This window comes from Pseudomonas sp. GW821-FHT09D08, assembly GCF_059416305.1.
The window spans coordinates 269,942-296,276 of record NZ_JBWKOX010000004.1 but is presented as its reverse complement, the minus strand read 5'-3'; the positions used below and the strand labels follow the sequence as shown (position 1 = coordinate 296,276).

Genomic DNA, 26,335 nt, shown 5'->3' with positions numbered 1-26,335 from the left:
ACGGCGCGGGGTCACAGCCTTCGGCAGGAGTTCACACTTTGCCGAGCATAGACGCCCTCGCCGATCGCTTATCGGCCTACCTCGGCCCCGACCAGGTCAACCTGGTCCGCCGAGCGTATTTCTACGCCGAACAAGCCCACGACGGCCAACGCCGCCGAAGCGGTGAGGCGTATGTCACCCATCCCCTTGCGGTGGCAAATATTCTGGCCGACATGCACATGGACCATCAGAGCCTGATGGCCGCGATGCTGCATGACGTGATCGAAGACACCGGCATTGCCAAGGAAGCGCTCAGTGCGCAATTTGGCGAAACCGTGGCCGAACTGGTCGACGGGGTCAGCAAACTGACCCAGATGAACTTCGAGACCAAGGCCGAAGCCCAGGCGGAAAACTTCCAGAAAATGGCCATGGCCATGGCCCGGGACATCCGGGTGATCCTGGTCAAGCTGGCCGACCGGCTGCACAACATGCGCACGCTGGAAGTGCTGTCCGGCGAAAAACGCCGGCGCATCGCCAAGGAAACCCTGGAAATCTACGCGCCCATCGCCAACCGGCTGGGCATGCACGCCATTCGTATCGAGTTCGAAGACCTCGGCTTCAAGGCCATGCACCCGATGCGTTCGGCGCGCATCTACCAGGCCGTCAAGCGCGCCCGGGGCAATCGCAAGGAAATCGTCAACAAGATCGAAGAATCCCTGAGCCATTGCCTGGCGATCGACGAGATCGAGGGCGAGGTCAGCGGCCGGCAGAAACACATCTACGGCATCTACAAGAAGATGCGCGGCAAGCGCCGGGCCTTCAACGAGATCATGGACGTGTACGCGTTCCGCATCATCGTGGACAAGGTCGATACCTGCTACCGCGCCCTCGGTGCTGTACATAATTTGTACAAACCCCTGCCGGGGCGTTTCAAGGACTACATCGCCATTCCCAAGGCCAACGGCTATCAATCGCTGCATACCACACTGTTCGGTATGCACGGGGTGCCGATCGAGATCCAGATCCGCACCCGGGAAATGGAAGAGATGGCCAACAACGGCATCGCCGCCCATTGGCTGTACAAATCCAGCGGCGACGAGCAGCCCAAAGGCACCCATGCCCGTGCCCGCCAGTGGGTCAAGGGCGTGCTGGAAATGCAGCAACGTGCCGGCAACTCCCTGGAATTTATCGAAAGCGTGAAGATCGACCTGTTCCCGGACGAGGTCTACGTGTTCACGCCCAAAGGCCGGATCATGGAGCTGCCCAAAGGCTCCACCGCGGTCGACTTTGCCTACGCGGTACACACCGACGTCGGCAACAGCTGCATTGCCTGCCGGATCAACCGGCGCCTGGCCCCGCTGTCGGAACCGCTGCAAAGCGGCTCCACTGTGGAGATCGTCAGCGCACCGGGCGCGCGCCCGAACCCGGCGTGGCTGAACTTCGTGGTCACCGGCAAGGCGCGCACGCACATCCGCCACGCACTGAAACTGCAGCGCCGCTCCGAGTCCATCAGCCTGGGCGAGCGCCTGCTGAACAAAGTGCTCAACGGCTTCGACAGCGCCTTGGACAAGATCGCCCAGGAGCGCGTGCAAGCGATGCTCCACGAGTATCGCCAGGAAACCATCGAGGACCTGCTGGAAGATATCGGCCTGGGCAACCGCATGGCCTACGTGGTCGCACGCCGCCTGCTGGGTGAAGGCGAACAACTGCCAAGCCCGGAAGGCCCGCTGGCGATTCGCGGCACCGAGGGCCTGGTGCTCAGCTATGCCAAATGCTGCACGCCGATCCCTGGCGACCCGATTGTCGGCCACCTGTCGGCCGGCAAGGGCATGGTCGTTCACCTCGACAACTGCCGCAACATCACCGAGATCCGCCACAACCCGGAAAAATGCATCCAGCTCTCGTGGGCCAAGGATGTCACCGGCGAATTCAACGTCGAGCTGCGCGTGGAGCTGGAACACCAGCGCGGCCTGATCGCCCTGCTGGCCAGCAGCGTCAACGCGGCCGACGGCAATATCGAGAAAATCAGCATGGACGAGCGCGATGGTCGCATCAGCGTGGTCCAGCTGGTGGTCAGCGTGCATGACCGCGTGCACCTGGCCCGCGTGATCAAGAAACTGCGCGCCTTGACCGGTGTGATCCGCATCACCCGCATGCGTGCGTAGCCCATCCATTACAAGGAGTCATTCATGACCAAGACCGTAATCACCAGCGACAAAGCCCCAGCCGCCATCGGCACTTACTCCCAGGCCATCAAGGCGGGCAACACCGTCTACATGTCCGGCCAGATCCCGCTGGACCCAAAGACCATGGAACTGGTGGAAGGCTTCGAAGCCCAGACCGTACAGGTCTTCGAAAACCTCAAGTCCGTGGCCGAAGCTGCCGGCGGCTCGTTCAAGGATATCGTCAAGCTGAACATCTTCCTCACCGACCTGAGCCACTTCGCCAAGGTCAACGAGATCATGGGCAAGTACTTCGAACAACCTTACCCAGCCCGTGCCGCCATTGGTGTGGCCGCCCTGCCTAAGGGCGCGCAGGTTGAGATGGACGCAATTCTGGTCATCGAGTAAAACACCCGGCGCAGCCTCCATAGGCTGCGCCGACTTCGTTTTAAAAGGATTTCATGATGCGCAAAGCGCTTGTAGCCTCTTCGTTGCTCGCCCTGTTGCTCGGCGGCTGCGCCAGCAACCCTGCCAACCAGGATGTGAGCGGCACCTGGATCAACCAGGTCGCCATCGATGCGGCAGCCAAGGGCGGCCCTTTGCGTGAAGCGCTGCAAAGCTATGGCCCGAACCTCGAGTGGGAGGTCAACCCCAAGGCTTCGCAGGCACGTTACTACAACGGTTTTGAAGTCGCCGAAGGCAAGTTGCTCGGCGAACAGTCCGGCGCCTGGAGCGTCGACTTCTACGGCAGCTCCGCCACTGAACTCAAGCGCAAAGGCAAGCAACTGCTGCAAGTGGCCAACGATAACGAGCCCGAGCAGCTCTTCGCCCGCGCCAAGGAACCTGCACCGGAAGGCGCGCCACTGGGTGCCAACTTCGAACGTGCCCTGTACGCAGCCTATATGGGCGGCGACTGGAAGATCACCGACGGCTTCGGCAACGGTGCCACCGTCCAGTTCCAGCCTGACGGCAAGGTCGCCGGCCTGCCCGGTGTTGATCGGTACTCGCTGTGCCTGGCCGGCGATTGCGCCTCCATGAGCGGCGGCTACGACAGCATGTGGCTGCAACTCAACGGCGTGGGCAACCCGTGGATCTTCACGCGCAAAGGCAAGCAGCTGGAAATTTTCCAAGCGATCAACACCGCACAGGCGGACGAAGTGCCTTCGTTTACGCCCGGGCCGCGACAGTGGCTGCTGGAAAAATAGTGATATAGAACGAAGGAGCCCACAGGCTCCTTTTTCTTTAGCCTGCCCCCCTGTTTTTCACCCATTGGCAGGTTGTCCTATGCACAAGCCCCTTGCCCTCAGCCTTATCCTGCTGAGCGGCTGCCAACAGATGCCACCAGCCGCCGACATCAACGGACTGTGGATCAACCAGGCCGCCATCGACTCCGCGACCCAAGGCCGGCCCCTGTTGCGAGCCATTGCAGCGCACGGTTTGAATCTTGAGTGGAACATCGACACCCGTGCCGGCAAGGCGCAGTTGAGCAACGCTTTCGAATCAGGCGAAGGTCAATTGTTGCCAAAAGCACCGGGCACATGGACCGTCAACTACGACGGGCACGGCTACGACGAACTGCGGTTGACGAATAATCAACTGATCCAGCAGCCCCAGTCACAACGCCCAGGCCAGGTGTTCAAACGCCCCGCCCAACCACCCAATACTGGCGCCAGATGGGGCACAACCTTTAGGTTCACATTGAATTCAGCCTATATGGCCGGCCGATGGAAAATCCTCGAAGGCCAAGGCACAGGCAACTTCGTCACGTTCGCGGCCGACGGCGCTGTGTCAGGGCTGGGAAGACACAACCGATACGAGCTTTGCCTGGGAGGCGATTGCGCCACTCAAGGCGCCGGTAATGACACCCTTTATCTGGGCAACGACGAGACCTCGGACGGATGGATTTTTGTCCGTTCCGGTAGACAGCTGGAGATTTTCCAAGCGATCAACCTATCCCGACCAGACCAGATCCCTCATCTCACGCCAGGTCCGCGCCAGTGGTTGCTGGAAAAACAGTGAGTCAAAAGGAGCCCGACTCGGACTTCTCACTCATTCAGCACTTACCTTCAAGGATCGCAGCATACCCCTCGCGGTAACTCGGGTAGGTCGGCACCCAGCCCAACGCCTTGATACGCGCATTGCTGCACTGCTTGCTGCCCGCTCGCCGCACACTGGCGTCCTCGGACCACTCAGTGACGCCCAGGTAGTCACGCAGCCAGGCCACCACCTCGGCCAAGGGCGCCGGTGCGTCATCGACGCCGATATAGACCTTATCCAGCGAGCCGCCCTGCTCCACGTGGCGTAGCAAAAATGCCAGCAAGCCCGCCGCATCATCGGCGTGTATACGGTTGCCATATAAAGGTGGATCAAGCGCTACACGGTACCCCTGGCGCACCTGGGTCAGCAGCCATTCGCGACCAGGCCCGTAAATGCCGGTCAACCGCACGACGCTCGCAGGAATGCCACTGTTAAGTGCCACCTGCTCGGCCTCCAGCATGACTTGCCCGGAATAACCCTTGGCCTGGGTTTCGGAGGTTTCGTCGACCCACTCGCCATTCTGCTGCCCGTATACGCTGCTGCTGGACACAAACAGCAGGTGCTTGGGCTCCTGGCCATAATCCTTCAGCCACTCCAGCACGTGCTGCAGACCTTGCACGTAAGCGGCGCGATAACCGGCCTCATCGTGGTCGGTGGCGGCGGCGCAGTACACCAGGTAATCCACCCCGCCGATCGGCCAGGTGTCAGGGCAATCCTTGTTGAACAGGTCGCCGGCAATGCCGATCACCCCCTCGGGCAGGCGCGAAATATCGCGCCGCAGGCCATGAACCTCCCATTCCGAGGCCAGCAATTGGCTAGCCAGCCGACTACCCACATCGCCACATCCGGCAATCACAACAGAAGGCACAGACATCATAAAACTCCGTTCTTAAAGGTCTAGATTAGCCCTCGCAGCAGACCGGCGGCCAGAAAAAGGGCAAATAAAGTTACTGTATTACTTCTGTTAACAAGAATTACTTGCAATAATAACCGCCCATTTGTCCTCGACCCCTTTGGGTCTGGAAGGACGATCACTCATTTTCTTCTCTCAGGTCCGGCCAGCATGACACGTAATACAATCCCCGCTTCGCCAACCACGCTTCACAGCCCATCCCGCGCCTGGCGTGCGATTGCTGCGATGCTGTTCAGCGTACTGCTGGCGCCGACCGCCGCATTCGCTGATGCCACCGCCCCGGCTACCCCGGCCGCCGCCGAGCACAATGCTGCGGCTCCAACCGCACCCGCTGCTGCCCCCGCGGCCACCGACCCGGCCCAGGCTGCAACCCCAGCCGTCGCCGACGAAACCGGTGTCGTGCTGGAAGAAGACAACACCCTGGGCATGGCCCACGACCTGTCGCCATGGGGCATGTACCAGAATGCTGACGTGGTGGTGAAAGCCGTGATGATCGGCCTGGCCATCGCGTCGATCATTACCTGGACCATCTGGATCGCCAAAGGCTTCGAGCTGCTGGGTGCCAAGCGCCGTCTGCGCACTGAAATCGTCCACCTGAAGAAAGCCACCACCCTCAAGGAAGCCAGCGAAAGCGCGACCAAGAAAGGCACCCTGGCCAACACCCTGGTGCACGACGCACTGGAAGAAATGCGCCTGTCGGCCAATACCCGTGAAAAAGAAGGCATCAAGGAGCGCGTGGCCTTCCGCCTGGAACGCCTGGTTGCAGCCTGCGGCCGTAACATGAGCAGCGGCACCGGCGTGCTGGCGACCATCGGCTCCACCGCGCCGTTCGTCGGCCTGTTCGGTACCGTCTGGGGCATCATGAACAGCTTCATCGGCATCGCCAAAACCCAGACCACCAACCTCGCCGTCGTCGCCCCCGGCATCGCCGAAGCCCTGCTGGCAACCGCCCTGGGCCTGGTCGCCGCGATTCCTGCGGTAGTGATCTACAACGTCTTCGCCCGTTCGATTGCCGGCTACAAGGCCCAGGTATCGGACGCGTCGGCAGAAGTCCTGCTGCTGGTCAGCCGCGACCTCGATCACCTGCCTACCGAGCGCAGCTCGCAACCGCACATGGTGAAAGTGGGGTAATCGGCCATGGGCCTGCATTTGAATCAAGGCGACGACGAACTCGTCGAGAACCACGAAATCAACGTCACGCCGTTTATCGACGTGATGCTCGTGCTGCTGATCATCTTCATGGTGGCCGCTCCATTGGCCACCGTGGACATCAAGGTTGACCTGCCCGCCTCCAGCGCCAAGCCGGCGCCGCGGCCCGAGAAACCGATCTTCCTCAGCGTCAAGGCGGACCAACGCCTGTTCCTGGGCGAAGAAGAGGTCAAGACCGAAACCCTGGGGCCGGTGCTCGATGCCAAGACCCAAGGCAAGAAGGACACGACGATCTTCTTCCAGGCCGACAAAGGCGTGGACTACGGCGACCTGATGAGCGTGATGGATGCCCTGCGGGCAGCCGGCTACCTCAAGGTAGGCCTGGTCGGACTTGAGACGGCAGCCAAGAAATGATCACGACGCGCCACAAACTGACGCGTTATGGCACCAGCCTCGCCGTCGTGCTGGGCGTGCATGCCGTCGCGATTGCCATCGCGCTCCACTGGTCAGCGCCGCGCACGGTGCAGTTGCCGCCGGCAGCCATGGTCATCGACCTGGCCCCGATGCCTGCACCGCCGCCGCCGGCGCCGCCGAAAGTGGTGACGCCGCCGCAACCGCCTGCACCGGTGGAAGAGCTGCCCCTGCCGAAACTGGCCGAGGCGCCCAAGCCAACGATCCAGGTGCCCAAGCCGGTCAAGCCCAAGCCTAAACCGCAGCCGCCCAAGCCGGTGGAGAAAAAGATCGAGCCGCCCAAGGAGAAACCCTCCGAGGACCCGCCGAGCGACGCTCCGCCCACCAAGGCACCGGCTGAAAAATCGGCCCAGCCCGTACCTGGCCCGTCGCCGCAACAGATCGCCGCCAAAGCGTCCTGGGAAGGCACCCTGCTGGCACACTTGCAGAAGTACAAGAAGTACCCGCCAGGTGCCCAGGCCCGTGGCAAGGAAGGCCTGAACCGCCTGAAGTTCGTGGTGGATGGCGACGGTAACGTGCTGTCCTACGAGTTGGTGGGGCGTTCCGGCAACGCCGACCTGGACCGCGCCACCCTGGACATGATCCGTCGTGCCCAGCCGCTGCCCAAGCCGCCGGCCGATATGCTCAAGGGCGGCAGCATCGAGATCGTTGCACCGTTCGTGTACAACATCGAAAAACGTCGTCGCTGAAAATGAAGGTGGCGAGGGACACCCCTCGCCACTCTCAGCAAAATCCCGCGCATTCCCCGCTCAATCCCCAGCAAAGTTCTGATAACGTGCGTCTATCGATTGCAGCCGGTATGCTTGGCCCGCAACCTCATGGACGCCCGCTATGACTCTTACAGAATTACGCTACATCGTTACCCTCGCCCAAGAGCAGCACTTTGGTCACGCGGCCGAACGCTGCCACGTCAGCCAGCCGACGCTGTCGGTGGGCGTGAAAAAGCTTGAAGACGAACTCGGTGTGCTGATTTTCGAGCGCAGCAAAAGCGCCGTGCGCCTCACCCCAGTGGGCGAAGGCATCGTGGCCCAGGCCCAGAAGGTGCTGGAACAGGCGCAAAGCATTCGCGAACTGGCCCAGGCCGGTAAGAACCAGCTGACTGCACCGCTGAAAGTCGGCGCCATCTATACCGTCGGCCCGTACCTGTTCCCGCACCTGATCCCGCAACTGCACCGCGTCGCGCCGCAGATGCCGCTGTATATCGAAGAAAACTTCACCCACGTGCTGCGCGACAAACTGCGCAACGGCGAGCTGGACGCGATCATCATCGCTTTGCCGTTCAACGAAGCGGATGTGTTGACCCTGCCGCTCTACGACGAGCCGTTCTACGTGCTGATGCCCGCCTCCCATCCGTGGACGCAAAAAGACACCATCGACGCCGGCCTGCTCAACGACAAGAGCCTGCTGTTGCTCGGCGAAGGCCACTGCTTCCGCGACCAGGTGCTGGAAGCCTGCCCGACCCTGACCAAAGGCAACGACGGCGCCAAGCACACCACCGTGGAGTCCAGCTCCCTGGAAACCATCCGGCATATGGTCGCTTCCGGCCTGGGCATCTCGATCCTGCCGCTGTCGGCAGTCGACAGCCATCACTACGCCTCCGGCGTGATCGAAGTGCGTCCACTCACGCCGCCGGTGCCGTTCCGTACCGTGGCGATTGCCTGGCGCGCCAGCTTCCCACGACCCAAAGCCATTGAGATCCTCGCCGACTCGATCCGCCTGTGTTCGGTGGCCAAGCCGCCTGCTGCGAGCTAAGCGAACGTATGACTGAGCTGTCGCAGGTGTCGGTGACGGCACTCAAGGGTGTCGGCGAGGCCATGGCCGAAAAGCTGGCCAAGGTCGGCCTGGAAAACCTCCAGGACGTGCTGTTCCACCTGCCCCTGCGTTATCAGGACCGCACTCGCGTGGTGCCCATCGGCCAACTGCGTCCTGGGCAGGATGCCGTGGTCGAAGGCACCGTCAGCGGCGCCGATGTGGTGATGGGCAAGCGCCGCAGTCTGGTGGTGCGCCTGCAGGACGGCACCGGCGGCCTGAGCCTGCGTTTCTACCATTTCAGTAACGCACAGAAGGAAGGCCTCAAGCGCGGCACCCGCGTGCGCTGCTACGGCGAAGCGCGCCCCGGTGCCTCGGGCCTGGAGATCTACCACCCGGAATACCGCGCCATTACCGGTGACGAACCGCCGCCGGTGGACACCACCCTCACGCCGATCTACCCGCTCACCGAAGGCCTGACCCAACAGCGCCTGCGCCAATTGTGCATGCAGACCCTGGGCATGCTTGGCCCGCAGAGCCTGCCCGACTGGCTGCCCCTGGAACTGGCCCGCGACTACCAACTGGCGCCACTGGCCGATGCGATCCGCTACCTGCATCACCCCCCTGCGGACGCCGATGTCGACGAACTGGCTCTCGGTCATCACTGGGCCCAGCACCGCCTGGCCTTTGAAGAGCTGCTGACTCACCAACTGTCCCAGCAACGCCTGCGCGAAAGCATGCGCTCCCTGCGTGCGCCGGCCATGCCCAAGGCCACGCGCCTGCCTGCGCAATACCTGGCCAACCTCGGCTTTGCGCCGACCGGTGCCCAGCAGCGCGTGGGCAATGAAATCGCCTACGACCTCAGCCAGCACGAGCCGATGCTGCGCCTGATCCAGGGCGACGTGGGCGCGGGCAAGACCGTGGTCGCCGCCCTCGCCGCCCTGCAAGCCCTGGAAGCCGGTTACCAGGTGGCGCTGATGGCGCCCACCGAGATCCTCGCCGAGCAGCACTTCATCACGTTCAAGCGCTGGCTCGAGCCCCTGGGCCTGGAAGTCGCGTGGCTGGCCGGCAAGCTCAAGGGCAAGACGCGCGCGGCCGCGCTGGAACAGATCGCCGCCGGTGCACCGATGGTGGTGGGCACCCATGCGCTGTTCCAGGACGAAGTGCAGTTCAAGAACCTGGCCCTGGTGATTATCGACGAACAGCACCGCTTCGGCGTGCAACAGCGCCTGGCCCTGCGCCAGAAAGGCGTGGGCGGGCGCATGAACCCGCACCAGTTGATCATGACCGCCACCCCGATCCCGCGCACCCTGGCCATGAGCGCCTACGCCGACCTCGACACTTCGATCCTCGACGAACTGCCCCCCGGCCGCACACCGGTCAACACCGTGCTGGTCACCGACACCCGGCGCGTCGAAGTGATCGAACGTGTGCGCGGCGCCTGTGCCGAAGGCCGCCAGGCGTACTGGGTATGCACACTGATCGAAGAGTCCGAGGAGCTGACCTGCCAGGCCGCCGAAACCACCTATGAAGACCTCACCAGCGCCCTGGGGGAACTCAAGGTCGGGCTGATCCACGGGCGCATGAAGCCTGCGGAAAAGGCCGCGGTGATGGCTGAATTCAAGGCCGGTAACCTGCAGCTGCTGGTCGCTACCACCGTGATTGAAGTGGGCGTGGACGTGCCCAACGCCAGCCTGATGATCATCGAAAACCCCGAGCGCCTGGGCCTGGCGCAACTGCACCAATTGCGCGGCCGTGTTGGCCGAGGCAGTGCCGCCAGCCACTGCGTGCTGCTCTACCACCCGCCGTTGTCGCAGATCGGCCGCCAACGCCTGGGCATCATGCGCGAGACCAACGACGGTTTTGTCATCGCCGAAAAAGACCTTGAACTGCGCGGCCCCGGCGAAATGCTCGGCACCCGCCAGACCGGCCTGCTGCAGTTCAAGGTCGCCGACCTGATGCGCGACGCCGACCTGCTGCCCGCCGTGCGCGATGCAGCGCAGGCATTGCTGGAGCGCTGGCCGGATCACGTCAGCCCGCTGCTGGATCGCTGGCTGCGCCATGGGCAGCAATACGGCCAAGTGTGACGCCTGCCTCACTTATCCGACCTACAGGTGTATCAAGCTGGTTATACTTCGGTGACTGTAAGAAATTGGATCAGGCCATGTCAGAAGTTGCCCACGCCACAGCCCCATTGACCGCCCCGCCGGTCATTCGGGCTTTGCTCGCAAAACTCGCCATCAGCTACACGGAAGTCACCGAACATCCGGGCCTGAATCCTGCGCAAAAAGTCCAGGCCGTCTTGCTGGAAGACGCGGTGGGCGCCCTGATGGTGCTGTTCCCGCAGAACCAGTTGCTGGACCTCAACCGCCTCACCGAACTCACGGGTCGCCGCCTTACAGCCGTGTCGCCTGACCGCGTCGCGCGCATGCTGGGCAAGCACGACCTGAGCCTGCTGCCGGGCCTGCCGGCACTCACCAGTTCGCCGTGCCTGTACGAAGGCAGCCTGCTCGACGAACCGAGCCTGCTGGTGCATTCAGGTGAAGCCGGGCTGCTGCTGGAAATCGCCAGCGACGCGTTCAAGACCATGCTCACCAAGGCCAGCGCCGCCCAGTTCGGTGAACCGCTGAGCAACATCCGCCCGAACCTCGACCGCCCCAATGATGACCGTGAGGAAATCACCCAGGCGATGCAGGCGTTTACCGCCCGCCGCATCCAGCAACGCCTGGAAGCGACCATCGAGATTCCACCGCTGGCCGACACCGCCCAGAAGATCATCAAGCTGCGCGTCGACCCCAATGCCACCATCGACGACATCACCGGCGTGGTTGAAACCGACCCGGCCCTGGCCGCCCAAGTGGTGAGCTGGGCTGCGTCGCCGTACTACGCATCGCCGGGCAAGATCCGCTCGGTGGAAGACGCCATCGTGCGCGTGCTGGGTTTTGACCTGGTGATCAACCTCGCCTTGGGCCTGGCCCTGGGCAAGACCTTGAGCCTGCCCAAGGACCACCCGCACCAGGCCACACCGTACTGGCACCAGTCCATCTACACCGCCGCCGTGATCGAAGGCCTGACCCGCGCCATGCCCCGCGCCCAGCGCCCGGAAGCCGGCCTGACCTACCTCGCCGGCCTGCTGCACAACTTCGGCTACCTGTTGCTGGCCCATGTGTTCCCGCCGCACTTCTCGCTGATCTGCCGCCACCTGGAGGTCAACCCGCACCTGTGCCACAGCTATGTGGAGCAACACTTGCTGGGCATCAGCCGCGAGCAGATCGGCGCCTGGCTGATGCGCTACTGGGACATGCCGGACGAGCTGTCCACTGCCCTGCGTTTCCAGCACGACCCGACCTACGATGGGCAATACGCCGAATACCCGAACCTGGTGTGCCTGGCCGTGCGCCTGCTGCGCAGCCGGGGGATTGGGTCCGGGCCGGACGAGACCATCCCGGACGAACTGCTTGAGCGTTTGGGCTTGAGCCGTGACAAAGCGGATGAAGTCGTGGCCAAGGTGCTGGATGCCGAGGTGCTGCTGCGCGAATTGGCCTCGCAGTTCAGCCAGGGCTGAATCTGGCGCCTGTCAGATAGCTATCCAACTCGGTCGACCTGAAAGCCTACTTCTTTTTCTTCGGCTTCAAATACTTGGTCAACCCCTGGAACCAGATCACCAGCGCCGGGTTGCCCTTGATCTGGATCGACTTGTCCTGAATCCCCGTCATGAACGCCAGTTGCTTGTTCTTCGCCTGCATCGTGGCGAAGCCGTAGGCCGCATCCTTGAACGCAATGGCAAACGCCGGCGCCGGGTGGACACCCGAGCGACTGGTGATGCGCTGGTCCTTGACGATGAAGTGACGGGCAACCTTGCCGTCGAGGGTCTGCAACTGGAACGCGAGGTCTTTGTCACCCAGCTGTTGCTGGAAGGCAGGATTGGTGCGGCTGGCTTTGCCCATCATCAGGCCCAGCACCCACAGGAGAAGACGAAATTTCATGCACACGGCCTCGGTGTAATTATTGAGTGGCCGCAGCAGTTTAACCAATTGCAAAAAGAACGCTACCGATCTTGCGCATTAGCGGAAGATCGGCTGGCGTTTGACGCTTATAGCAGCATGTTACTTAAACGTTAGGGCAAGGCACCGGAGCCCAGTCGACCAGGTTAGGATCGCGGCAAGTGCCTTCGATCTGCGCTTTACCAGCGCTGGCGACCTTCTTGCTTTCATCCTGCTTGGTCTGGGCGGTCTGGAAGGTTTTCTCGGTGCTCACGGCTTCTGTTGGTACGGTTGGAAGCGGTGGCTTTTTCGGTGGCTTGGTGCCGGTACCTTTCTTCTTGCCCGGCGTCACAACGGGCGTTACATCGGCCTTGGCCACGGTGACCACGTCGGCACGCTGTACGCCAACCTGCTGCAGGTCTTTCTCGTAGGCCTGGGTGTAGTTGTTCAGGTCTTCGGCGGCTTTGCCGTTGACCGCCACGATCAGGTCATTGGATTCCTTCAGGCCCGAGACGATTTCCGCCAGGCGCTTGCGGCCTTCGGTGTCGTTGACGGTCTTGGCTTTGCGATCCGCCACCAACTTGGTGAATGCGCTCTGGTAGCACTGCTGGGACGCCCTGGCGTACGCGGTGCTGCGGTCGATGTCGGAGGCGCTTTTGTTCACGTCAGCCGCATACGAGGCAATGCGCTGGTTGTCATCGGCGATCTGCTTCTGACGCTCGGTGTAGTAACCCGCTGCGCCGCCGGCCAGGGCCCCGCCCGCTGCACCGATGGCGGCGTTACGGCCACGTTTTTCCTTGTCGCCGGTCAGGGCGCCGAGCAGGGCACCGCCGGCCGCGCCGATGGCCGCACCGGTCACCACCGACTTGGTCATGTTCGAATCGGTGGCGCGCAAGTGCTGCACCGGCTCGTAGCAGTTGGGGTAGTACTCGACCTTGGTGCTCGACGCGACCTTGGAGGCCGGCGACGTGGCGCAGCCGGTCAGCACAGTGCTGAAGCCGGCCGCGATCAGCAGCAAGTGACGCTTGGAAACCGCCTTACGGGAAAAAAGCATAGGTTGTGTTCTCTTCTAAGTTTGACTTGCCCAGCACGGCCACTGCCGCCTGAGTCCCTTCCAAGCTCGCCATACAGCCAGCGATCAGCGCTGACCGCTCGCTGCGAGCAATTCCTTCAAGATCGTCGCCGGGTCGGCCCGCTGTTGCTTGCGGTAGTTGCCGACATGGCGAACGAACAGTGTTGCGCGCGTCACCAGGCTCTTGCCGAGCACGGGCTTGCGATCCAACTCTTCCTTGATCCGTTGAAACTGCGCCTGGATCACCGCATCGGTGTAACGCGTGCCGGTGGCCAGGTTATCGATATAGATCGCCACCGCGCCATCGAGGGCGCTGCGTCCGTTCTCGATGGCCGTGGCAAACAGTGCCGCGCTGGCCTCTTCCTTGTTGTCCAGGGCCTGCTGGCGACTCTTCTGCAGGTTGGCCAGGCGGATGTTGTAGTTGCTGATGGTCTCGGCCACCAGCGCGGCCGACTGAATCAGGTTGCCCGCCGCTTCTTCGCGTTGCTGGGCGATCAGCGAGACATTGCGCTTGAGTTCTTCATTGACCAGCCCGAGTTCGGCCTGCAGCTTGGGGTCGACGCTGGCGGCGATGATGCTGTCCAGGCGCTTGGTCGGGTCCTGGGCGTCATCGATGGCGTCGGTCAGCGAGGCCAGGCGGCCCTCTTTCTGCCACTGCGCAAACAACTCCTTGTAACGCGAGCGCGGCGCCGACAACGCACCGATTGCCACGCGAAAACCCGTGGTCTCGTTGCTCTGCTCGGTGCCGTCGGCGGCGAACAGCGGGTATTCGCGGCGCATGCCGGTAAACAACGTACCCTCGCCTTCGAGATAATTGCCGCCCTTGACCACAAAGCCGCCGTAGGTGCCCTGGCGACGACCGGCGTGCACCAGCTGGAAGGACTCCTGGACCATTTCCGCGGCGTTGCCGATCACGTCGAACATGCCGATGGGGTTGGGCAGCTTGGTACCGATAGGCATCAAGCGTGCGGCCTGGCCAGTACCGCCGGCGACCTGGTTGAACACCGCGTAATCACCCAGCGGGCCATCGCTTTCACTGCCTTCGGTGCGGCGTGGAAACAGGCGCCCTTCCAAGTCCTGGCGACTCACCGCCTGGCCACCGCGTGCGGCGAACTCCCACTCCACTTCAGTAGGCAGGCGCACGAAACCCAGGCCGCCGTCATCCGCCGACGACCCACGACCGCTCACCGGCAGCAAATCGCGGTGGTATTTCATCAGCCAGGCGCTGTACACCGCCGAAAAGCGCTCGGCCTCAAAGCGCGACAGCTTCACCTTGGGCAAACGCCCGGCCATGCCGGTGGGCGCATCGCACGCCGGTGCCGGTTCGCCACTGGCCAGGGATTGCGCCTGGGCCATCACCTGGGCGTACTGGCGGGCGGTCACTTCGTACTTGCCGATGAAGTACAGCATGGGCTTGAGCGGGGTCTTGGCGTCGGTCTTAGGCATCAACGGCGCGATGACTTTGCTCCAGTCTTTCGGCAAGTCCTTGAGGGTGAACTGGCCGTTGATAAAGTCGCGGCGGTATCCGGAGATAAATGACTGCTGGTAACCCGCCTCGCCTTCGGCGAAGGGGTAGCCGAGGCTGATCTCGCGGTCATCCAAGGTCCCTTGGGCCAGCACGTAGGCGTAGCGGAACACCATAGTGCCTTCGCACGGCAGCGGCAGGCTGACGTCGTCGGGCAACGGCTTGGGGTTGTCGAGCTTGTCGCTCGCTTCATCGGCCATGGCCAGCGAGGCCAGGCTCAGCGCCACAACGGCGCCCAGTAACTTATACATCTCTGATTCCTTCAGAAGCCTGGATACGCGCCACTCGCCAACCGCCACAGGCTGCCGCCACGGCGCTGACGCCAAGGACTGCAACCAGGGCCAGGCCATAGTGACGCGCCAGCAGGTGGCTGGCGTGTTCGCCCGGCACCTGCACGAATAACTTGTTCAACGCGGCCTCGGCCAGGCCATACAGCCCAACGCTGAGTAAAGCGGCAAACCCTGCGCTGTAAAGCGCCTGCAGCACCACAAACAACAACAGCGCGCCGGTGGAAAACCCCAACAGGCGCAACACCGACAATTCCCGGCGCTTACGCGCCACAGCGGCCAACGCCCCGGCGAAGATCGCCGCAAACGCGCCCGCCAAGGCCAACCCGGCGATGATCCAGAAGACGATCGACAGGTTGCGGCTCAGCGACTGCACCTGGGCGATCGTCTGTGCCTGGGTCGATACCAACAGATTCTGCCCGGCGAAAAACACCCGCAGCGGCTCCACATCGGCCAGGCTGCGCGCATACAAGCGAAACGCCGGATACACCCGCTGCTCGCTCACACCCACCTCGTCACCGGCCCAACCCAACGCCGGTACCGCACGGCCATCGCGGTAATCCTCCGCCGCTTCCAGCAATCTCAAATCGGCAAACAACCCATCCCGGGCGAAGGCTTCCAGCGGCAGCACCGCCAGTACCTGCAAGCGCGTGCGCTGGGCTTCTACACGCCCCGCCACTTGCCGCGCAAAGCTGGTCTCCAGCCAATCCCCAGGCCGCGCCGCAAGCTTCTCGGCAGCGGTGTGGCTCAGCACGATCCGGTCCAGGCCCCTGGGCATCGGAAGGCCGCTGAGCAGCGGATCACCCGCAGCGGTCGGCAGCATTTCCAGGGTCAGCGTGCCCACCTGCGCCGTCGCCGCAATCTGCCGCGTGCGCGGTAAGGCGAATGCCACATCGCTGCGCTGGCCGAGCTGTTCGACAAATGCGCTGCTGAATCGACCACCGCCCAACGGAATAATTTCACGGGTGGCCGGATCGGTCTCCAAACGTTCGGTCAAACTGCTAACCAGTCCAAATTTCAGGCCGAACAACACCAGCAACGGCGCGATCACCGCAACCAGCGCCAACACCGAACAGGCCGACAGCCAGGCATCGTTGCGATAATCCTGCCAGGCCAGGGACGCCACCAGAGGGATGCGCATCAGCACGCCTCCCCAAGGGTCGCGGTGACGCCGCCATCGGTATCGCGACGGCAACTGATGCGCCGCACCTGCAAGCCACTGGCACGGGCCAAGGGTTCGTCATGGGTGGCGATCACACAGGCGGCGCGGTGCTCGCGGGCCTGGGCCAGCAGGGCCTGCATCACGCGCTCGGCGTTCAGCGGGTCAAGGGACGCCGTCGGCTCATCGGCCAGCACCAGTTGCGGTGCATGGGCCAGGGCGCGGGCGCAGCTCACACGTTGGCGCTGGCCCACCGACAACGCGGCCGGCTTCTTGGCCAACTGGTCGCTGATCTCCAGCTGTTCCGCCAGGCGCGTCACGCTGCCGTCGTCTTTCAACCCCAGCAGTTGCCGGGACAGCGCGATATTGCTGCGCACATCCAGAAAGCCCAGCAGCCCGCCGGTTTGCAGCACATAGCCCAACTGGCTGCGCAGCGCGGCCAGGGTGGATTGCTGATCGGCGCGCCACAGTCCACCAATGTCCTGCCGGTTGAATTCGAACCGGCCCACCTGATCCGGCGCCAGTACCAGCGCCAACAGATCCAGCAAGGTGCTCTTGCCGCACCCGCTCGGCCCGACAATCGCCAATTGCTCGCCGGCACGCAGGTGCAGCGCCGGGATCACCAGGCTGTAACGCTGGCTGCCGACACCCCGACTCTTGTGCACCGCGCTCAGGTTCAGCATTACGGCAGCGTCGACAACGGCACGCGGTACAACGCATCGCCCGGCTCGGCATCGCCGAAACGGACCCAGTTGGCCACGTCATTGTGGAAGGTTTCGTAGAGGCGGATTTTCGAATCCAGCTCGTCGATAAAGTCTTCCTGCTCGGCCACGCTCAACGACAACCACAGGTCCTGGGTCATGTTCAGCGACTTGCTGCGGTACGGCAGGCCTTCAAGGTATTCGCCGAGAATGCCGCCGTCGGCCAGGTTGCCGCCCTTGCGCAGGGCTTGGGGGTCGCGGCTCATATAGGCCGAGGCGCTGGCGATTTCCTGGAAGAAATCCTTGGGCGAGGTCTGGGTCTTGCGCGCCGCATCGACGATCAGTTTCAGCGACTGTTGCAGGTCATTGAGCTGCAGCTTGGTCAGCATCACGCACACCTGGAACGCCGGCAGCGCGGGGTTGGTCAGGTCGCGGTCGGCGGTCCAGGCACTGACCAGCTGCGGCGCCTGGCTGGCGTTCCGGCGCCCGAGGAAGTCCATGTGCATCGCATAACCGACCGCGGCGGATTTGTCCGCCAGGCTCGGCGCGGCACTCAGCAGCGGCACCGCTTGCGGCGTATTGCTGCGCACCTGGTGCACGAGGTTGGCGAATACGCTGCCGATCTCGTCGACACGCTCGCCCATCTTGCGCACATCGCCACCCGGCACCGGCGTGTACAAGTCGCCGATCTGCGGGTTGGCGTCGGCAGTGAGGATGCGGTATTGGCTCTCGGCGCCGGCGTGGGTTTTCTTGCCGGCGTCGGTGCGCAGGTGCAGCGCGTAGATCTTGATCTGCTTGCCCAGCGCGGCCTGGCGCACTTCGGCTTCGTTCATCTGGGTGGCGGCAAACGGGTCGTTCTTGCGCAGCGCGCCCGCGTCGGTGACCAGCAGGATGATACGACCGCCGTAGCCGGACCAGTCCATGCCGTCCACGGCCTGCATCACCCCGGCAAACGCGTCCTCGTTGAAGGAGTGGCTGGACACGGTAGACGCCTTGACCTGCCGCGCCATGTCGAGGAAGCGTTGCGGGTCGCGGCCCTGGTCGAGGCTGATCAGGGTCTTGGCCACGTATTCCAGGCCTGGGGTTTTCTTGATGCTGCTACGGAAACCGACCATGCCGAAGCTGACACTGTCCAGCTCGCCACGCTCGGCGATACGGGTTTGCAGCTCGTGCACCACATCGCGGATCTGGTCGATGTAGGGCTGCATGGAGACCGTGGTGTCCACCACCATCACCACGGCAGTGCGGAAGGCGTCGGCATTGGCGTTGATCACCGGGGTCGATGGTTTGGCCGCAGCGTTGCTGCCCGGGTCGATGGAGGCGACGTTAAGCAACTGCACCGGCTGGCCGTTTTCGTCGAAGCTCTCCTTGGCGTCGAAGATCGGCAACAGGTAGAACTGGTTCTGCGGCACCGCGCTGGCGGCCGGCTCCAGGGCCAGGACCTGGCCGTTGTCGTCGCTGTTCTTCTGCGCCTTGGCCAGCACGCCTTTGGCGGCAGCTGGATCGGCGAGCAACTTTTCCACTTCGCCGGATTGGCGCAGGAACATCACCGGCGCCCGCCCAGAGCGCTCGGTGAATTTAAGCACGAGGCTTTGCTTCCAGTCGCTGACCTGGGCAGCCGGCAACCAGCCGTCGCTGCGGCCATCGGTGGCGGCACCGACGCGCACCCAAGGGCTGCCGTCGACGTCTTTGCGCTGGTACACATACAGCACGGAGAACGCCGGCAGGGCCTTGCCCGGCGCGCCGCCGGCGTCATTCGCCAGTTTGGCGCCGGGCTTGCTGAGCACGCGCTGGAACAAGGTCTTCTTACCGGCCATCAACAACGGCCGTTGGCCGCCGTCCATTTCGGCGGCCGCAGTGGGCGTTGCCGAGGGCACGTCGGCGACCGCCGCTGGAGGCTTGGCCTGAGGCACGACGGCAGCCGGCGGCTTGGCCGGCTCATCACTGCCGCTCAACCACCAGTAACTGCCGCCACCAATGGCCAATGCGACGGCCACCGCCACGGCGGCCAGTGCCAGTACCGGCCCACGGCGCTGCTCGGACACGGCCTTATGCTGGGTCGGCGTCACCACCGGCTGGCGCACCGGTTGCGGCTGGGGTCTGTCGGTCGGGATGTCGATGGTGACCGGCGTCATGCCCGCCAGATCAAAACTCAGCGGGATCGGCAACGGCCGCACCAGCGTGGCCTCCGGCGACTCCGCAGGCAGATTATCCAGCGCCTGCAGCAACGCCGCCGCATCCGGGAAACGCTCCGCCGGGTCCTTGGCCAACAGCTTGCGCAACACACCCTGATAACGGCCGTGGTGCACCGGCAATTCCGGCAAGGGTTCGGTCAGGTGCGCCAGCGCGGTGGACAGCGCATCGTTGCCGTTGTACGGCAGCTTGCCGACGAGGATTTCATACAGCACCACACCCAGTGCGTAGAGGTCGGCACGGCCATCGATCTCCTGGCCCCGCGCCTGCTCCGGGCTCATGTAGCTCGGCGTGCCCACGGCAAAACCGGCCTGGGTGAATTGGGTGCGGTCGTCCAGGGACTTGGCGATACCGAAGTCCGACAGCACCGCCGTGCCATCGGCGCGGAACAGGATGTTTGCCGGCTTGACGTCGCGGTGCACCAGCCCCTGGGCATGGGCATAGCCCAGCGCCGAGGCGATCTGGCGGATCAGCGTAATGCCCTGCTCCGGCGTCAGGCCAGCGGCGATGCGCTCCTTGAGCGTGCCGTTGGGCAGGTATTCCATGGCCATGTAGTACAGCTCACCGACATTGCCGATGTCATGGATGGTCACCGTGTGCGGGTGGGACAGCCGCGCCAGGGTCTTACCCTCGCGCAGGAAACGTTCGCAGAAGCTCGGGTCGGCCGCCAGCGCCGCCGCCATCACCTTCAGCGCCACCTTGCGCTCCAGAGAGCGCTGGGTCGCCAGGTACACGCTGGCCATGGCGCCTTCGCCGATCTCGCCGTCGATGTCATAGCCCGGAATCACAATGTTCATGCCGATACCTTCACGACGATGGCGGTGATGTTGTCCGGCGCGCCACGGTTGAGCCCCAGGTGCACCAGGCTGCGCACGATTTCATCCGGCGCGTCGTGGCTGAGCACTTCGCGGATCTCATGGTCTTCGACGGTCTTGTTCAAGCCATCGCTGCACAGCAGGTAGCTGTCGCCGGGGGCGATCAGCAGGTCGACCACCGCCAGCTCCAGCTGGGCTTCCACGCCAATGGCGCGGGTGACGATATTGGCGCGCGGGTGCACGCGGGCATCGGCTTCGCTGAGCAGGCCGCTGTCCTGCAGATCCTGGACGTAACTGTGGTCGCGAGAGATGCCTTCGAGCACGCCGTCGCGCAGGCGGTACAGGCGACTGTCGCCGGCCCACAGGCACACACCGCGCAAGCCGCGCGCGGCGAGCACCACCACCGTGCTGCCCATCATGGTCACGCCACGGTTGGCGGTTTCTTCACGCACGGCGGCGTTGATGCGGATCAGGTCATTGCGCAGGGCTGCCGAGTACTCGTCGAGGGAACGGCCCATCGGCACGCTGCGCAGGCTGTCGACGATCAGGCTGCTGACATAATCCCCCGCCGCGTGCCCGCCCATGCCGTCGGCCACCACCCACAGGCGGTTTTCCGGCAGGTCCAGGCACGCGTCTTCGTTGACCTGGCGAACCATGCCCACATGGCTTTTGCTCGCGGATTTGTACGTCGACCCCATCTACACCACACCTTCTTGTCCGAGCAAAAACTGCGCAAAATCGCCGGCGGCAGGCAGACCCTGACACCGCAATAAACCAGGGGAAATCGTCTGCGAACCACGCCCCCACCACAGGCTCGCCCCGTCGCAGGCCTGCTCGGCGAGCGCGGTCATGCGCTGGTGCGGCATGCTGGCCGCCACGCGCTGCAGGCCGGCGAAACGGCTGTCCACCGCACGCGGCTCGCTCGTCGGCAGGCCGAGGGCGTCGAGGCCAGCGTTAAAGCTCTCGAAGGTGGCGCCGGCATCCAGGGTACCGAGCAACAGCTCTTCGGCCTGTTCGAACCAGTTGTCCGGCCCGCCCACCAGGGACGCCGGGTTGGTGTCGTGATCAAGCAAGGTGACCACCGCCAGCGGAAAATAGCGCCCGACCCGGTCAATGCTCGGCATCACCACGCCCGCCGCCGCGTCCGGCCCGCACACGCCGGGCGCCAGCACAAAGCGCCACAGCGGGCTGACCAGGTACGCATTGAGCCAGTCGGCGCCGAGGCTGCTCTGGCTGGCGAGCAAACCCGCCGCCAGCCAGCTGTCCCACGGGCCGATAAAGCTCTGGGGCAAGGCACGGCTGACGAAGTCTCCGCGACTGGCCAGCTTGCCGTAGAAACCCAGCGTCGTCATAGCCGCTCCGGCAGGCTGAAGCCACTGAGCACGCGGCTCTTGAACGGGTTGAAGGCGCTGTTGGCACGCAACTCGTAGGCGATGCTCGCACCGTCGACCCGCAGGCGCAGGTTGAAGCGGTCCGGCGAGTTGCCGGCGGTGAGGTCCGACTGTTCCAGCAGGCGGAACCAGGCCCACGGCCCGTCGAGGGTCACGCCCGAGCGGCCACTGGCCGACGGCGGCATGATCGAGATACGCACCACGCCAATGCTGCCGGGGTTCGGCCATTGCATCGCCACCGGGCGGCTGGGGCCGTGGTCGTAGCTCAATTGCTGGCCGTCGAGGTCGAGCAGGAACTGGGTGATGGTCGGGTCCATCGACACCGGCTTGAGTTCGAAACGCACGATCGGTTGGGTGCCACCGGAGCGGAAAAACGCATCGCGGATCGTCGCCGCGCGCTGGAAGGTTTGCAGCACGCCCGGCGCAATCCCGAGTTTCTGTGCCGCGCCCGGCTGCCAGCGCCAGGTCTGTGCCGAGGTGTCCACGTACGGCTGCAGGTATTTGCGGAAGTAGTTGTCCATCACCCCGCCCACGCCGAAGAACTGGCCGAAGTCATCCAGGGTCGCATCCCGCGCGCTGCCCGGCGACATCGGGTAACGGCCGGCCAGGGACTGGCGGTACACGTTGACCACTTCGCTGACCCACGCCGCGTTCAGTTGGTTACGCACCCCGCCCATCATGCTGTTGGTGGTGGAGTTGACCACCGACTTGACCATGCCCTGCACCAGCGGCGGTTGGCGCTCGGCGTTCAGGCTGACCCGCGTGGCCGCAGCCGCGGCCTGGTTCTTCGCCTCGCCAAGCAAGGCATCGCCGCTGGCCCCGACCATGGCGCTGACCTGCACATACAGGGCGTTCATGTCCGACAACAGACCGTCGATGGCGGCCGGTTCGCCTTCGTTCTTGCTGACGATGCTGTTGAGTTCGGCAAAGTGCGCGGTCACTGGATCATCCGCTGCAGCCGGCGCATTGGCCGTCGGTTGCTCCTGGCCGAGCAGGCTGCCGAGGCGCTCCTTGAGCTTGTCGACGCCACCTTCCACCGGCACGCCTTTGGCGGCCAATTGGCGCTCTTCGGCTTGCAGATCGGTTTCCTTGGCCACGGCCACCAGCAGTTTTTTCAGCGGCGAACTCGGGCCGGAAATCACCCGCAGCACATCGGCTGCCTGGGCCACGCTGGTGATCGGTACAAAGTCGATATCGGCGAGCAACGCATCCCACTGGCGCTGGTAGTCCTGGAAATACAGGCGACGCACATCGGCAGCCAGGCTGACCACGTTCTGCTGATCGGCCTGCTCATGGCCCAGCACCCATTGCTCTTCGGCCAGGGTGCCGGTCTGGTTCAGGCTGCTGAGCAAAAACGCCTGGCGATAGCCCTTGGCGGTGAAAAAGCCACTCAACGGCTCGCCCAACGGCTTGCCGCTTTTACGGCTGAACACCAGCGCGGCATCGCGGCCAGCGGCTTCGTTGATACGGAAGTCCGGGATGCCTTCGGGCAGTTTCTGGCGCTTGACCCGGTCGTAGACACGCTGGGCCACCGGCAGTTGTTGCAACTGGCGACGCAGATCGTCGATCAAGCGCGGGTCAAGGCGCGCACTTGGCGGATGGCGTTCGAATAACGCCTGCAAGTGCCCGGTCAACGCCTGGCGCTGATCGGCCGGCAGGTCGCGCGGCAGGTTGCGGTCCCAGTCGAGGGCGATCCAGGCCTTGATGAAGTCCGGGTCGTAATGCTCGCTGTCGGCGAGCATCAAGTAGGCCTTGAGGCCTTCGTAGAGGAAGTCGGAGTTGCCGCCGCCGTGCAGTTGCTCCTCGATGCGCGTCACCAGGCGCGGCGCGAACACGGCGATCAACAGCTTGCGATAGACGCTGGCGGACTCGGCTTCAAGCATATCGCCCTGATACAGCCCCAGGCCTTCGGACCAGCTCGGCGAATCCCCCGCGAGGTTCTTCACCGCATTGAGCAGCGGCAGCACCGCGAGCACTTCACGCTGCGCCGGGCTGAGGTTCTGGACGGTCTGGCCCAGCGGCGCGACCTTCTGGTCGACCTGGGCGATATACGCCTGGTTGGCGCGATAACTCACCCACCACAGGCTGCTGACCACAATCACCAAGGCCACGGTGGCCGCGAGTACACCGCGTGCGATCCATGTGCGCCGACGCTCGACTTTCGGGTTAACGCCCACCAGTCCACGTTCGGCAAAGGCCACGGCGGTGAAAAGTTTTTCGATGAAGTAACTGCGCCCGGTGCCGCTCTGGCGCGCCAGGTGCTGGCGGTCCAGGTTCATGCTCTGGGCCATGGCGCCGATCAGGCGGTCAATCGGGCTGCCTTCCTGGGTACCGCTGGTGAAGTACACGCCGCGCAGCAACACGCGCTCTTCAAAGGCGTTGGGTTTGAACACGCCTTCGAGGAAGCTTTGCAGGCAGTCCTTCAATGCGCCGAACTGCTGCGGGAAACCGTAGATCAGGTCGCGCCGCGCCGGGTCGCGCTCCTGTTGCAGGCGCTCCACCAGGCGTTCGTTGAGGCGCTGCTCGAGGCCGGCGAATTCGCTTTGCAGGTGCGCCAGGGGGCTGTCGCTGTTCTTGCCGTCGTCCAAGGCAAAGGTCATGCCCCAGACCTGGGCGCGTTCTTCCTTGCTCAGGTTGTCGAAGAACTCCATGAAACCCGGCACCAGGTCGAGCTTGGTCAGCATCAGGTAGATCGGGAAACGCACGCCCAGTTGGGTGTACAGCTCCTGGATACGCAGGCGGATCGCCGCCGCATGGGCCGCGCGCTCGGCATCGGTGCCCAGCAGCAGGTCCGACAGGCTGATGGCGATAAAGGCGCCATCGATGGGCCGGCGCGAGCGCTGCTTTTTCAGCAGGTCGAGAAAGCCCAGCCAGGCGGCTTTGTCCACCGTCGAATTGCTGTCCTGGGTGGTGTAGCGGCCGGCGGTGTCGAGCAATACCGCCTGATCGGTAAACCACCAGTCGCAGTTACGCGTACCGCCGACACCGCGCACCGCCCCGGCGCCCAACTGGGCCGCCAACGGAAAGTGCAGCCCGGAGTTGACCAGCGCCGTGGTCTTGCCCGAACCCGGCGGGCCGATGATCACGTACCACGGCAGCTCGTAGAGGTTGCGGCGTTCGTCGCCACCGAGCTTGGCCTTTTTCAGCAGCGCCAGGGCTTCGTCCATGCGCTGGCGCAGGGTGGTGAGCTCTTCGGCGGTGGCCACGCTGTTGGGGTCGGCCGGGGTTTCGGCCGCCAGGCTGCGCATCACTTCGGCCGCCTGGCGCCGCGCCTGGATGATGCGGAACACGCGGTAGGCGATCCACACCGCAAACACCAGGATGATCAGCGCCCAACGGCGCCCTTCCGGCACCAGCACGTCGAGCAACGGCCCCACAAACCAGATGATCAGGCTCAGGGCGATCAGGCCCAGCACGGGGATCACCCAGCGAATCATGAAACTGAAAAACGCCTTCACTCGACGCCCTCCGCCAATACGGTGATTTCAACCCGACGATTGCGGGCACGGCCTTCGGCAGTTGCGTTGGTCGCCAACGGCTCGGTGTCGCTGCGGCCCTCGGCACTGAAGCGATCAGCCTGGCCGGTCTTGGCCGCGAGGATTTCCAATACCGACTTGGCCCGCGCTTCGGACAATGCCCAGTTGGACGGGAAACGCAGCGTAGCAATCGGGCGGTTGTCGCTGTGCCCGGTGACGCGCACCTGGCCCTTGACCTTGCGGATGGCGTCGGCGATGCGCAGCATCAGCGGCTGGTAGTCATCGACGATGCTGGAACTGGCGGACGCAAACAGCTCATCGCCACGAATGGTGACCACGGAGCGGTCGACCTTGTCTTCCACCGCGACGCGACCGGCCTTGATGTCTTCCGCCAGGAAGCCGGCCAGACGCGGACGCTCGATCACTTTGGGCTGCGCCACGGGACGGTCGATGGCCTGCACCGGGATCTCGCCCAGGGCATGGATGTTCTTGAACACCGGCTCGGCCTGCGCCGCCAGCAGCAGGCGCAAGGTGAACAGCAAGGCCAGCAACAACGCCAGGCCAATCGCCACGGCGATCCACGGCGGCATGAACTGCGCCAGCCGATCACGCGCGACGGTGACGCCACGCCAATGGGGCGACAGCTCGCGCTCGTGGTCACCGCGAGCACTGCGAATCGCCGCCGCCGTACGCTCACGCAAGGCTTCCAACTGGCTGCGACCGTCGTTCATCACGCGGTAACGGCCTTCGAACCCCAGGCACATGCACAGGTACAACAGCTCCAGCAGGTACAGGCGCTCCCGTGGGCTTTGCAGGCAGTGGTCGAGCAACTGGAAGACTTTTTCGCCCCCCCAGGCTTCGTTGTGCACGGTGATCAACAGGCTCTGCTTGCCCCAATCGCTGGTGCTGCCCCACGGCGTGCTCAACACCGCTTCATCGAGGGCGGTGCACAGCGCGTAGCGCGCCAGCAGCACCTCGTTGCGGGCCACCCCAGCGGCTTCGGCGCGCTCTTCGAACTGGCGCAGGTAGGCCAGCAACTGCGCGCGCAGGCTGGCCGGCGCCGGGTGCGCGATGGTGTTGCGCAGGCGCGTCAGCAACGCCAGCAGCGGGCCGGCGGCACTTTCCAGCGGGTTCAGGCCCTGGCTTTTGCCGGTGAGAATCGGCGCGGCCGGCATCGACAGCGGGGCCGGCTCGGCACGCGCGGGTTCCGGCGCGCGGCCACCCGGGCGCGGCATGAACTGGGTGCGGTCGTCATCATTGGGATGCATCGCGG

Annotated in this window: 21 protein-coding genes; 10 read left to right on the top strand and 11 right to left on the bottom strand. The window is 64.1% G+C overall.

Going from position 1 to position 26,335, the window contains the following annotated elements; all coding sequences use genetic code 11:
- Window positions 1-38: 38 nt before the first annotated feature.
- The 4 genes from spoT to AC07OP_RS10285 all read left to right on the top strand — a co-directional run bounded on the left by spoT (window position 39) and on the right by AC07OP_RS10285 (window position 4,160).
- Window positions 39-2,144 carry a bifunctional GTP diphosphokinase/guanosine-3',5'-bis pyrophosphate 3'-pyrophosphohydrolase gene (gene spoT, locus AC07OP_RS10300; RefSeq protein ID WP_495100814.1) on the top strand — a complete coding sequence of 702 codons (2,106 nt, stop codon included), beginning with the start codon at window positions 39-41 and terminating at the stop codon, window positions 2,142-2,144.
- A gap of 24 nt (window positions 2,145-2,168) precedes the next feature.
- A complete protein-coding gene (locus AC07OP_RS10295) occupies window positions 2,169-2,549 on the top strand; it encodes a RidA family protein (RefSeq protein ID WP_003176922.1) in 381 nt (126 codons plus the stop codon).
- A 56-nt stretch (window positions 2,550-2,605) separates the two neighbouring features.
- Window positions 2,606-3,346 carry a hypothetical protein gene (locus AC07OP_RS10290; protein ID WP_115485471.1) on the top strand — a complete coding sequence of 247 codons (741 nt, stop codon included), beginning with the start codon at window positions 2,606-2,608 and terminating at the stop codon, window positions 3,344-3,346.
- Window positions 3,347-3,425: 79 nt separating this feature from the next.
- The gene (locus tag AC07OP_RS10285) at window positions 3,426-4,160 is read left to right on the top strand and encodes a hypothetical protein (protein ID WP_495100813.1); all 735 of its coding nucleotides are present in this window, start codon (window positions 3,426-3,428) and stop codon (window positions 4,158-4,160) included.
- 34 nt (window positions 4,161-4,194) lie between these two features.
- Here the strand turns inward: AC07OP_RS10285 and AC07OP_RS10280 are convergent, their stop codons facing one another.
- Window positions 4,195-5,052: an SDR family oxidoreductase gene (locus AC07OP_RS10280; RefSeq protein WP_495100812.1), complete on the bottom strand. Its 858-nt coding sequence runs from the start codon at window positions 5,050-5,052 to the stop codon at window positions 4,195-4,197.
- Window positions 5,053-5,241: 189 nt separating this feature from the next.
- Between AC07OP_RS10280 and exbB the strand changes: the two genes are divergently transcribed.
- The 6 genes from exbB to AC07OP_RS10250 all read left to right on the top strand — a co-directional run bounded on the left by exbB (window position 5,242) and on the right by AC07OP_RS10250 (window position 12,025).
- Entirely contained in the window at window positions 5,242-6,222 is a 981-nt protein-coding gene (gene exbB / locus AC07OP_RS10275; RefSeq protein WP_495100811.1) for a tonB-system energizer ExbB, read from the top strand.
- A gap of 6 nt (window positions 6,223-6,228) precedes the next feature.
- Window positions 6,229-6,654: a TonB system transport protein ExbD gene (exbD, locus tag AC07OP_RS10270; RefSeq protein WP_017526806.1), complete on the top strand. Its 426-nt coding sequence runs from the start codon at window positions 6,229-6,231 to the stop codon at window positions 6,652-6,654.
- Complete coding sequence (locus AC07OP_RS10265) at window positions 6,651-7,400, top strand: TonB family protein (RefSeq protein WP_027608280.1); 750 nt, start codon at window positions 6,651-6,653, stop codon at window positions 7,398-7,400. The genes exbD and AC07OP_RS10265 overlap by 4 nt, the downstream gene beginning before the upstream one ends.
- Before the next feature lie 142 nt (window positions 7,401-7,542).
- Entirely contained in the window at window positions 7,543-8,463 is a 921-nt protein-coding gene (locus tag AC07OP_RS10260; RefSeq protein WP_495100810.1) for a hydrogen peroxide-inducible genes activator, read from the top strand.
- A gap of 8 nt (window positions 8,464-8,471) precedes the next feature.
- Window positions 8,472-10,547 carry an ATP-dependent DNA helicase RecG gene (gene recG / locus AC07OP_RS10255; RefSeq protein WP_027608279.1) on the top strand — a complete coding sequence of 692 codons (2,076 nt, stop codon included), beginning with the start codon at window positions 8,472-8,474 and terminating at the stop codon, window positions 10,545-10,547.
- A gap of 77 nt (window positions 10,548-10,624) precedes the next feature.
- Window positions 10,625-12,025: an aminoacyl-tRNA deacylase and HDOD domain-containing protein gene (locus tag AC07OP_RS10250; protein WP_027608278.1), complete on the top strand. Its 1,401-nt coding sequence runs from the start codon at window positions 10,625-10,627 to the stop codon at window positions 12,023-12,025.
- A gap of 46 nt (window positions 12,026-12,071) precedes the next feature.
- On the opposite strand, the gene AC07OP_RS10245 is transcribed toward AC07OP_RS10250, so the two are convergent.
- The 10 genes from AC07OP_RS10245 to AC07OP_RS10200 form a co-directional block, all read right to left on the bottom strand.
- Entirely contained in the window at window positions 12,072-12,446 is a 375-nt protein-coding gene (locus AC07OP_RS10245) for a hypothetical protein (protein ID WP_003195530.1), read from the bottom strand.
- Window positions 12,447-12,570: 124 nt separating this feature from the next.
- Window positions 12,571-13,497: a type VI secretion system-associated lipoprotein TagQ gene (gene tagQ, locus AC07OP_RS10240; RefSeq protein ID WP_027608277.1), complete on the bottom strand. Its 927-nt coding sequence runs from the start codon at window positions 13,495-13,497 to the stop codon at window positions 12,571-12,573.
- Window positions 13,498-13,581: 84 nt separating this feature from the next.
- Window positions 13,582-15,240, bottom strand: coding sequence for a formylglycine-generating enzyme family protein (locus AC07OP_RS10235; protein ID WP_495100901.1), 1,659 nt, complete (start codon window positions 15,238-15,240; stop codon window positions 13,582-13,584).
- 43 nt (window positions 15,241-15,283) lie between these two features.
- Complete coding sequence (locus AC07OP_RS10230) at window positions 15,284-16,468, bottom strand: FtsX-like permease family protein (RefSeq protein WP_098480714.1); 1,185 nt, start codon at window positions 16,466-16,468, stop codon at window positions 15,284-15,286.
- Window positions 16,468-17,169 (bottom strand): ABC transporter ATP-binding protein, encoded by a 702-nt coding sequence (locus AC07OP_RS10225; protein ID WP_495100809.1) that lies wholly within the window; start codon window positions 17,167-17,169, stop codon window positions 16,468-16,470. Before AC07OP_RS10225 ends, AC07OP_RS10230 begins: the two co-directional genes overlap by 1 nt.
- Window positions 17,169-20,177 (bottom strand): serine/threonine-protein kinase, encoded by a 3,009-nt coding sequence (locus tag AC07OP_RS10220; RefSeq protein WP_495100808.1) that lies wholly within the window; start codon window positions 20,175-20,177, stop codon window positions 17,169-17,171. Before AC07OP_RS10220 ends, AC07OP_RS10225 begins: the two co-directional genes overlap by 1 nt.
- The gene (locus AC07OP_RS10215) at window positions 20,174-20,893 is read right to left on the bottom strand and encodes a PP2C family protein-serine/threonine phosphatase (RefSeq protein WP_065937979.1); all 720 of its coding nucleotides are present in this window, start codon (window positions 20,891-20,893) and stop codon (window positions 20,174-20,176) included. The genes AC07OP_RS10220 and AC07OP_RS10215 overlap by 4 nt, the downstream gene beginning before the upstream one ends.
- Window positions 20,894-21,547 (bottom strand): type VI secretion system-associated protein TagF, encoded by a 654-nt coding sequence (gene tagF / locus AC07OP_RS10210; protein WP_141156313.1) that lies wholly within the window; start codon window positions 21,545-21,547, stop codon window positions 20,894-20,896. It lies immediately after the preceding gene.
- On the bottom strand, window positions 21,544-25,044 hold the full coding sequence (gene tssM, locus AC07OP_RS10205) for a type VI secretion system membrane subunit TssM (protein ID WP_141607589.1): 3,501 nt from the start codon (window positions 25,042-25,044) through the stop codon (window positions 21,544-21,546). The genes tagF and tssM overlap by 4 nt, the downstream gene beginning before the upstream one ends.
- Entirely contained in the window at window positions 25,041-26,330 is a 1,290-nt protein-coding gene (locus AC07OP_RS10200) for a DotU family type VI secretion system protein (protein ID WP_027608269.1), read from the bottom strand. Before AC07OP_RS10200 ends, tssM begins: the two co-directional genes overlap by 4 nt.
- Between the last annotated feature and the right edge of the window lie 5 nt (window positions 26,331-26,335).

What these genes read in the sequence shown, in the direction of transcription:
- AC07OP_RS10265 (WP_027608280.1), top strand. Translation starts at nt 6,651, where the DNA reads ATGATCACGACGCGCCACAAACTGACGCGTTATGGCACCAGCCTCGCC.
- AC07OP_RS10225 (WP_495100809.1), bottom strand. Translation starts at nt 17,169, where the DNA reads ATGCTGAACCTGAGCGCGGTGCACAAGAGTCGGGGTGTCGGCAGCCAG.
- AC07OP_RS10280 (WP_495100812.1), bottom strand. Translation starts at nt 5,052, where the DNA reads ATGTCTGTGCCTTCTGTTGTGATTGCCGGATGTGGCGATGTGGGTAGT.
- AC07OP_RS10215 (WP_065937979.1), bottom strand. Translation starts at nt 20,893, where the DNA reads ATGGGGTCGACGTACAAATCCGCGAGCAAAAGCCATGTGGGCATGGTT.
- exbB (WP_495100811.1), top strand. Translation starts at nt 5,242, where the DNA reads ATGACACGTAATACAATCCCCGCTTCGCCAACCACGCTTCACAGCCCA.
- AC07OP_RS10230 (WP_098480714.1), bottom strand. Translation starts at nt 16,468, where the DNA reads ATGCGCATCCCTCTGGTGGCGTCCCTGGCCTGGCAGGATTATCGCAAC.
- AC07OP_RS10245 (WP_003195530.1), bottom strand. Translation starts at nt 12,446, where the DNA reads ATGAAATTTCGTCTTCTCCTGTGGGTGCTGGGCCTGATGATGGGCAAA.
- AC07OP_RS10290 (WP_115485471.1), top strand. Translation starts at nt 2,606, where the DNA reads ATGCGCAAAGCGCTTGTAGCCTCTTCGTTGCTCGCCCTGTTGCTCGGC.
- AC07OP_RS10260 (WP_495100810.1), top strand. Translation starts at nt 7,543, where the DNA reads ATGACTCTTACAGAATTACGCTACATCGTTACCCTCGCCCAAGAGCAG.
- AC07OP_RS10220 (WP_495100808.1), bottom strand. Translation starts at nt 20,177, where the DNA reads ATGAACATTGTGATTCCGGGCTATGACATCGACGGCGAGATCGGCGAA.
- tagF (WP_141156313.1), bottom strand. Translation starts at nt 21,547, where the DNA reads ATGACGACGCTGGGTTTCTACGGCAAGCTGGCCAGTCGCGGAGACTTC.
- AC07OP_RS10295 (WP_003176922.1), top strand. Translation starts at nt 2,169, where the DNA reads ATGACCAAGACCGTAATCACCAGCGACAAAGCCCCAGCCGCCATCGGC.
- tagQ (WP_027608277.1), bottom strand. Translation starts at nt 13,497, where the DNA reads ATGCTTTTTTCCCGTAAGGCGGTTTCCAAGCGTCACTTGCTGCTGATC.
- AC07OP_RS10200 (WP_027608269.1), bottom strand. Translation starts at nt 26,330, where the DNA reads ATGCATCCCAATGATGACGACCGCACCCAGTTCATGCCGCGCCCGGGT.
- recG (WP_027608279.1), top strand. Translation starts at nt 8,472, where the DNA reads ATGACTGAGCTGTCGCAGGTGTCGGTGACGGCACTCAAGGGTGTCGGC.
- exbD (WP_017526806.1), top strand. Translation starts at nt 6,229, where the DNA reads ATGGGCCTGCATTTGAATCAAGGCGACGACGAACTCGTCGAGAACCAC.
- AC07OP_RS10250 (WP_027608278.1), top strand. Translation starts at nt 10,625, where the DNA reads ATGTCAGAAGTTGCCCACGCCACAGCCCCATTGACCGCCCCGCCGGTC.
- AC07OP_RS10285 (WP_495100813.1), top strand. Translation starts at nt 3,426, where the DNA reads ATGCACAAGCCCCTTGCCCTCAGCCTTATCCTGCTGAGCGGCTGCCAA.
- AC07OP_RS10235 (WP_495100901.1), bottom strand. Translation starts at nt 15,240, where the DNA reads ATGGCCGATGAAGCGAGCGACAAGCTCGACAACCCCAAGCCGTTGCCC.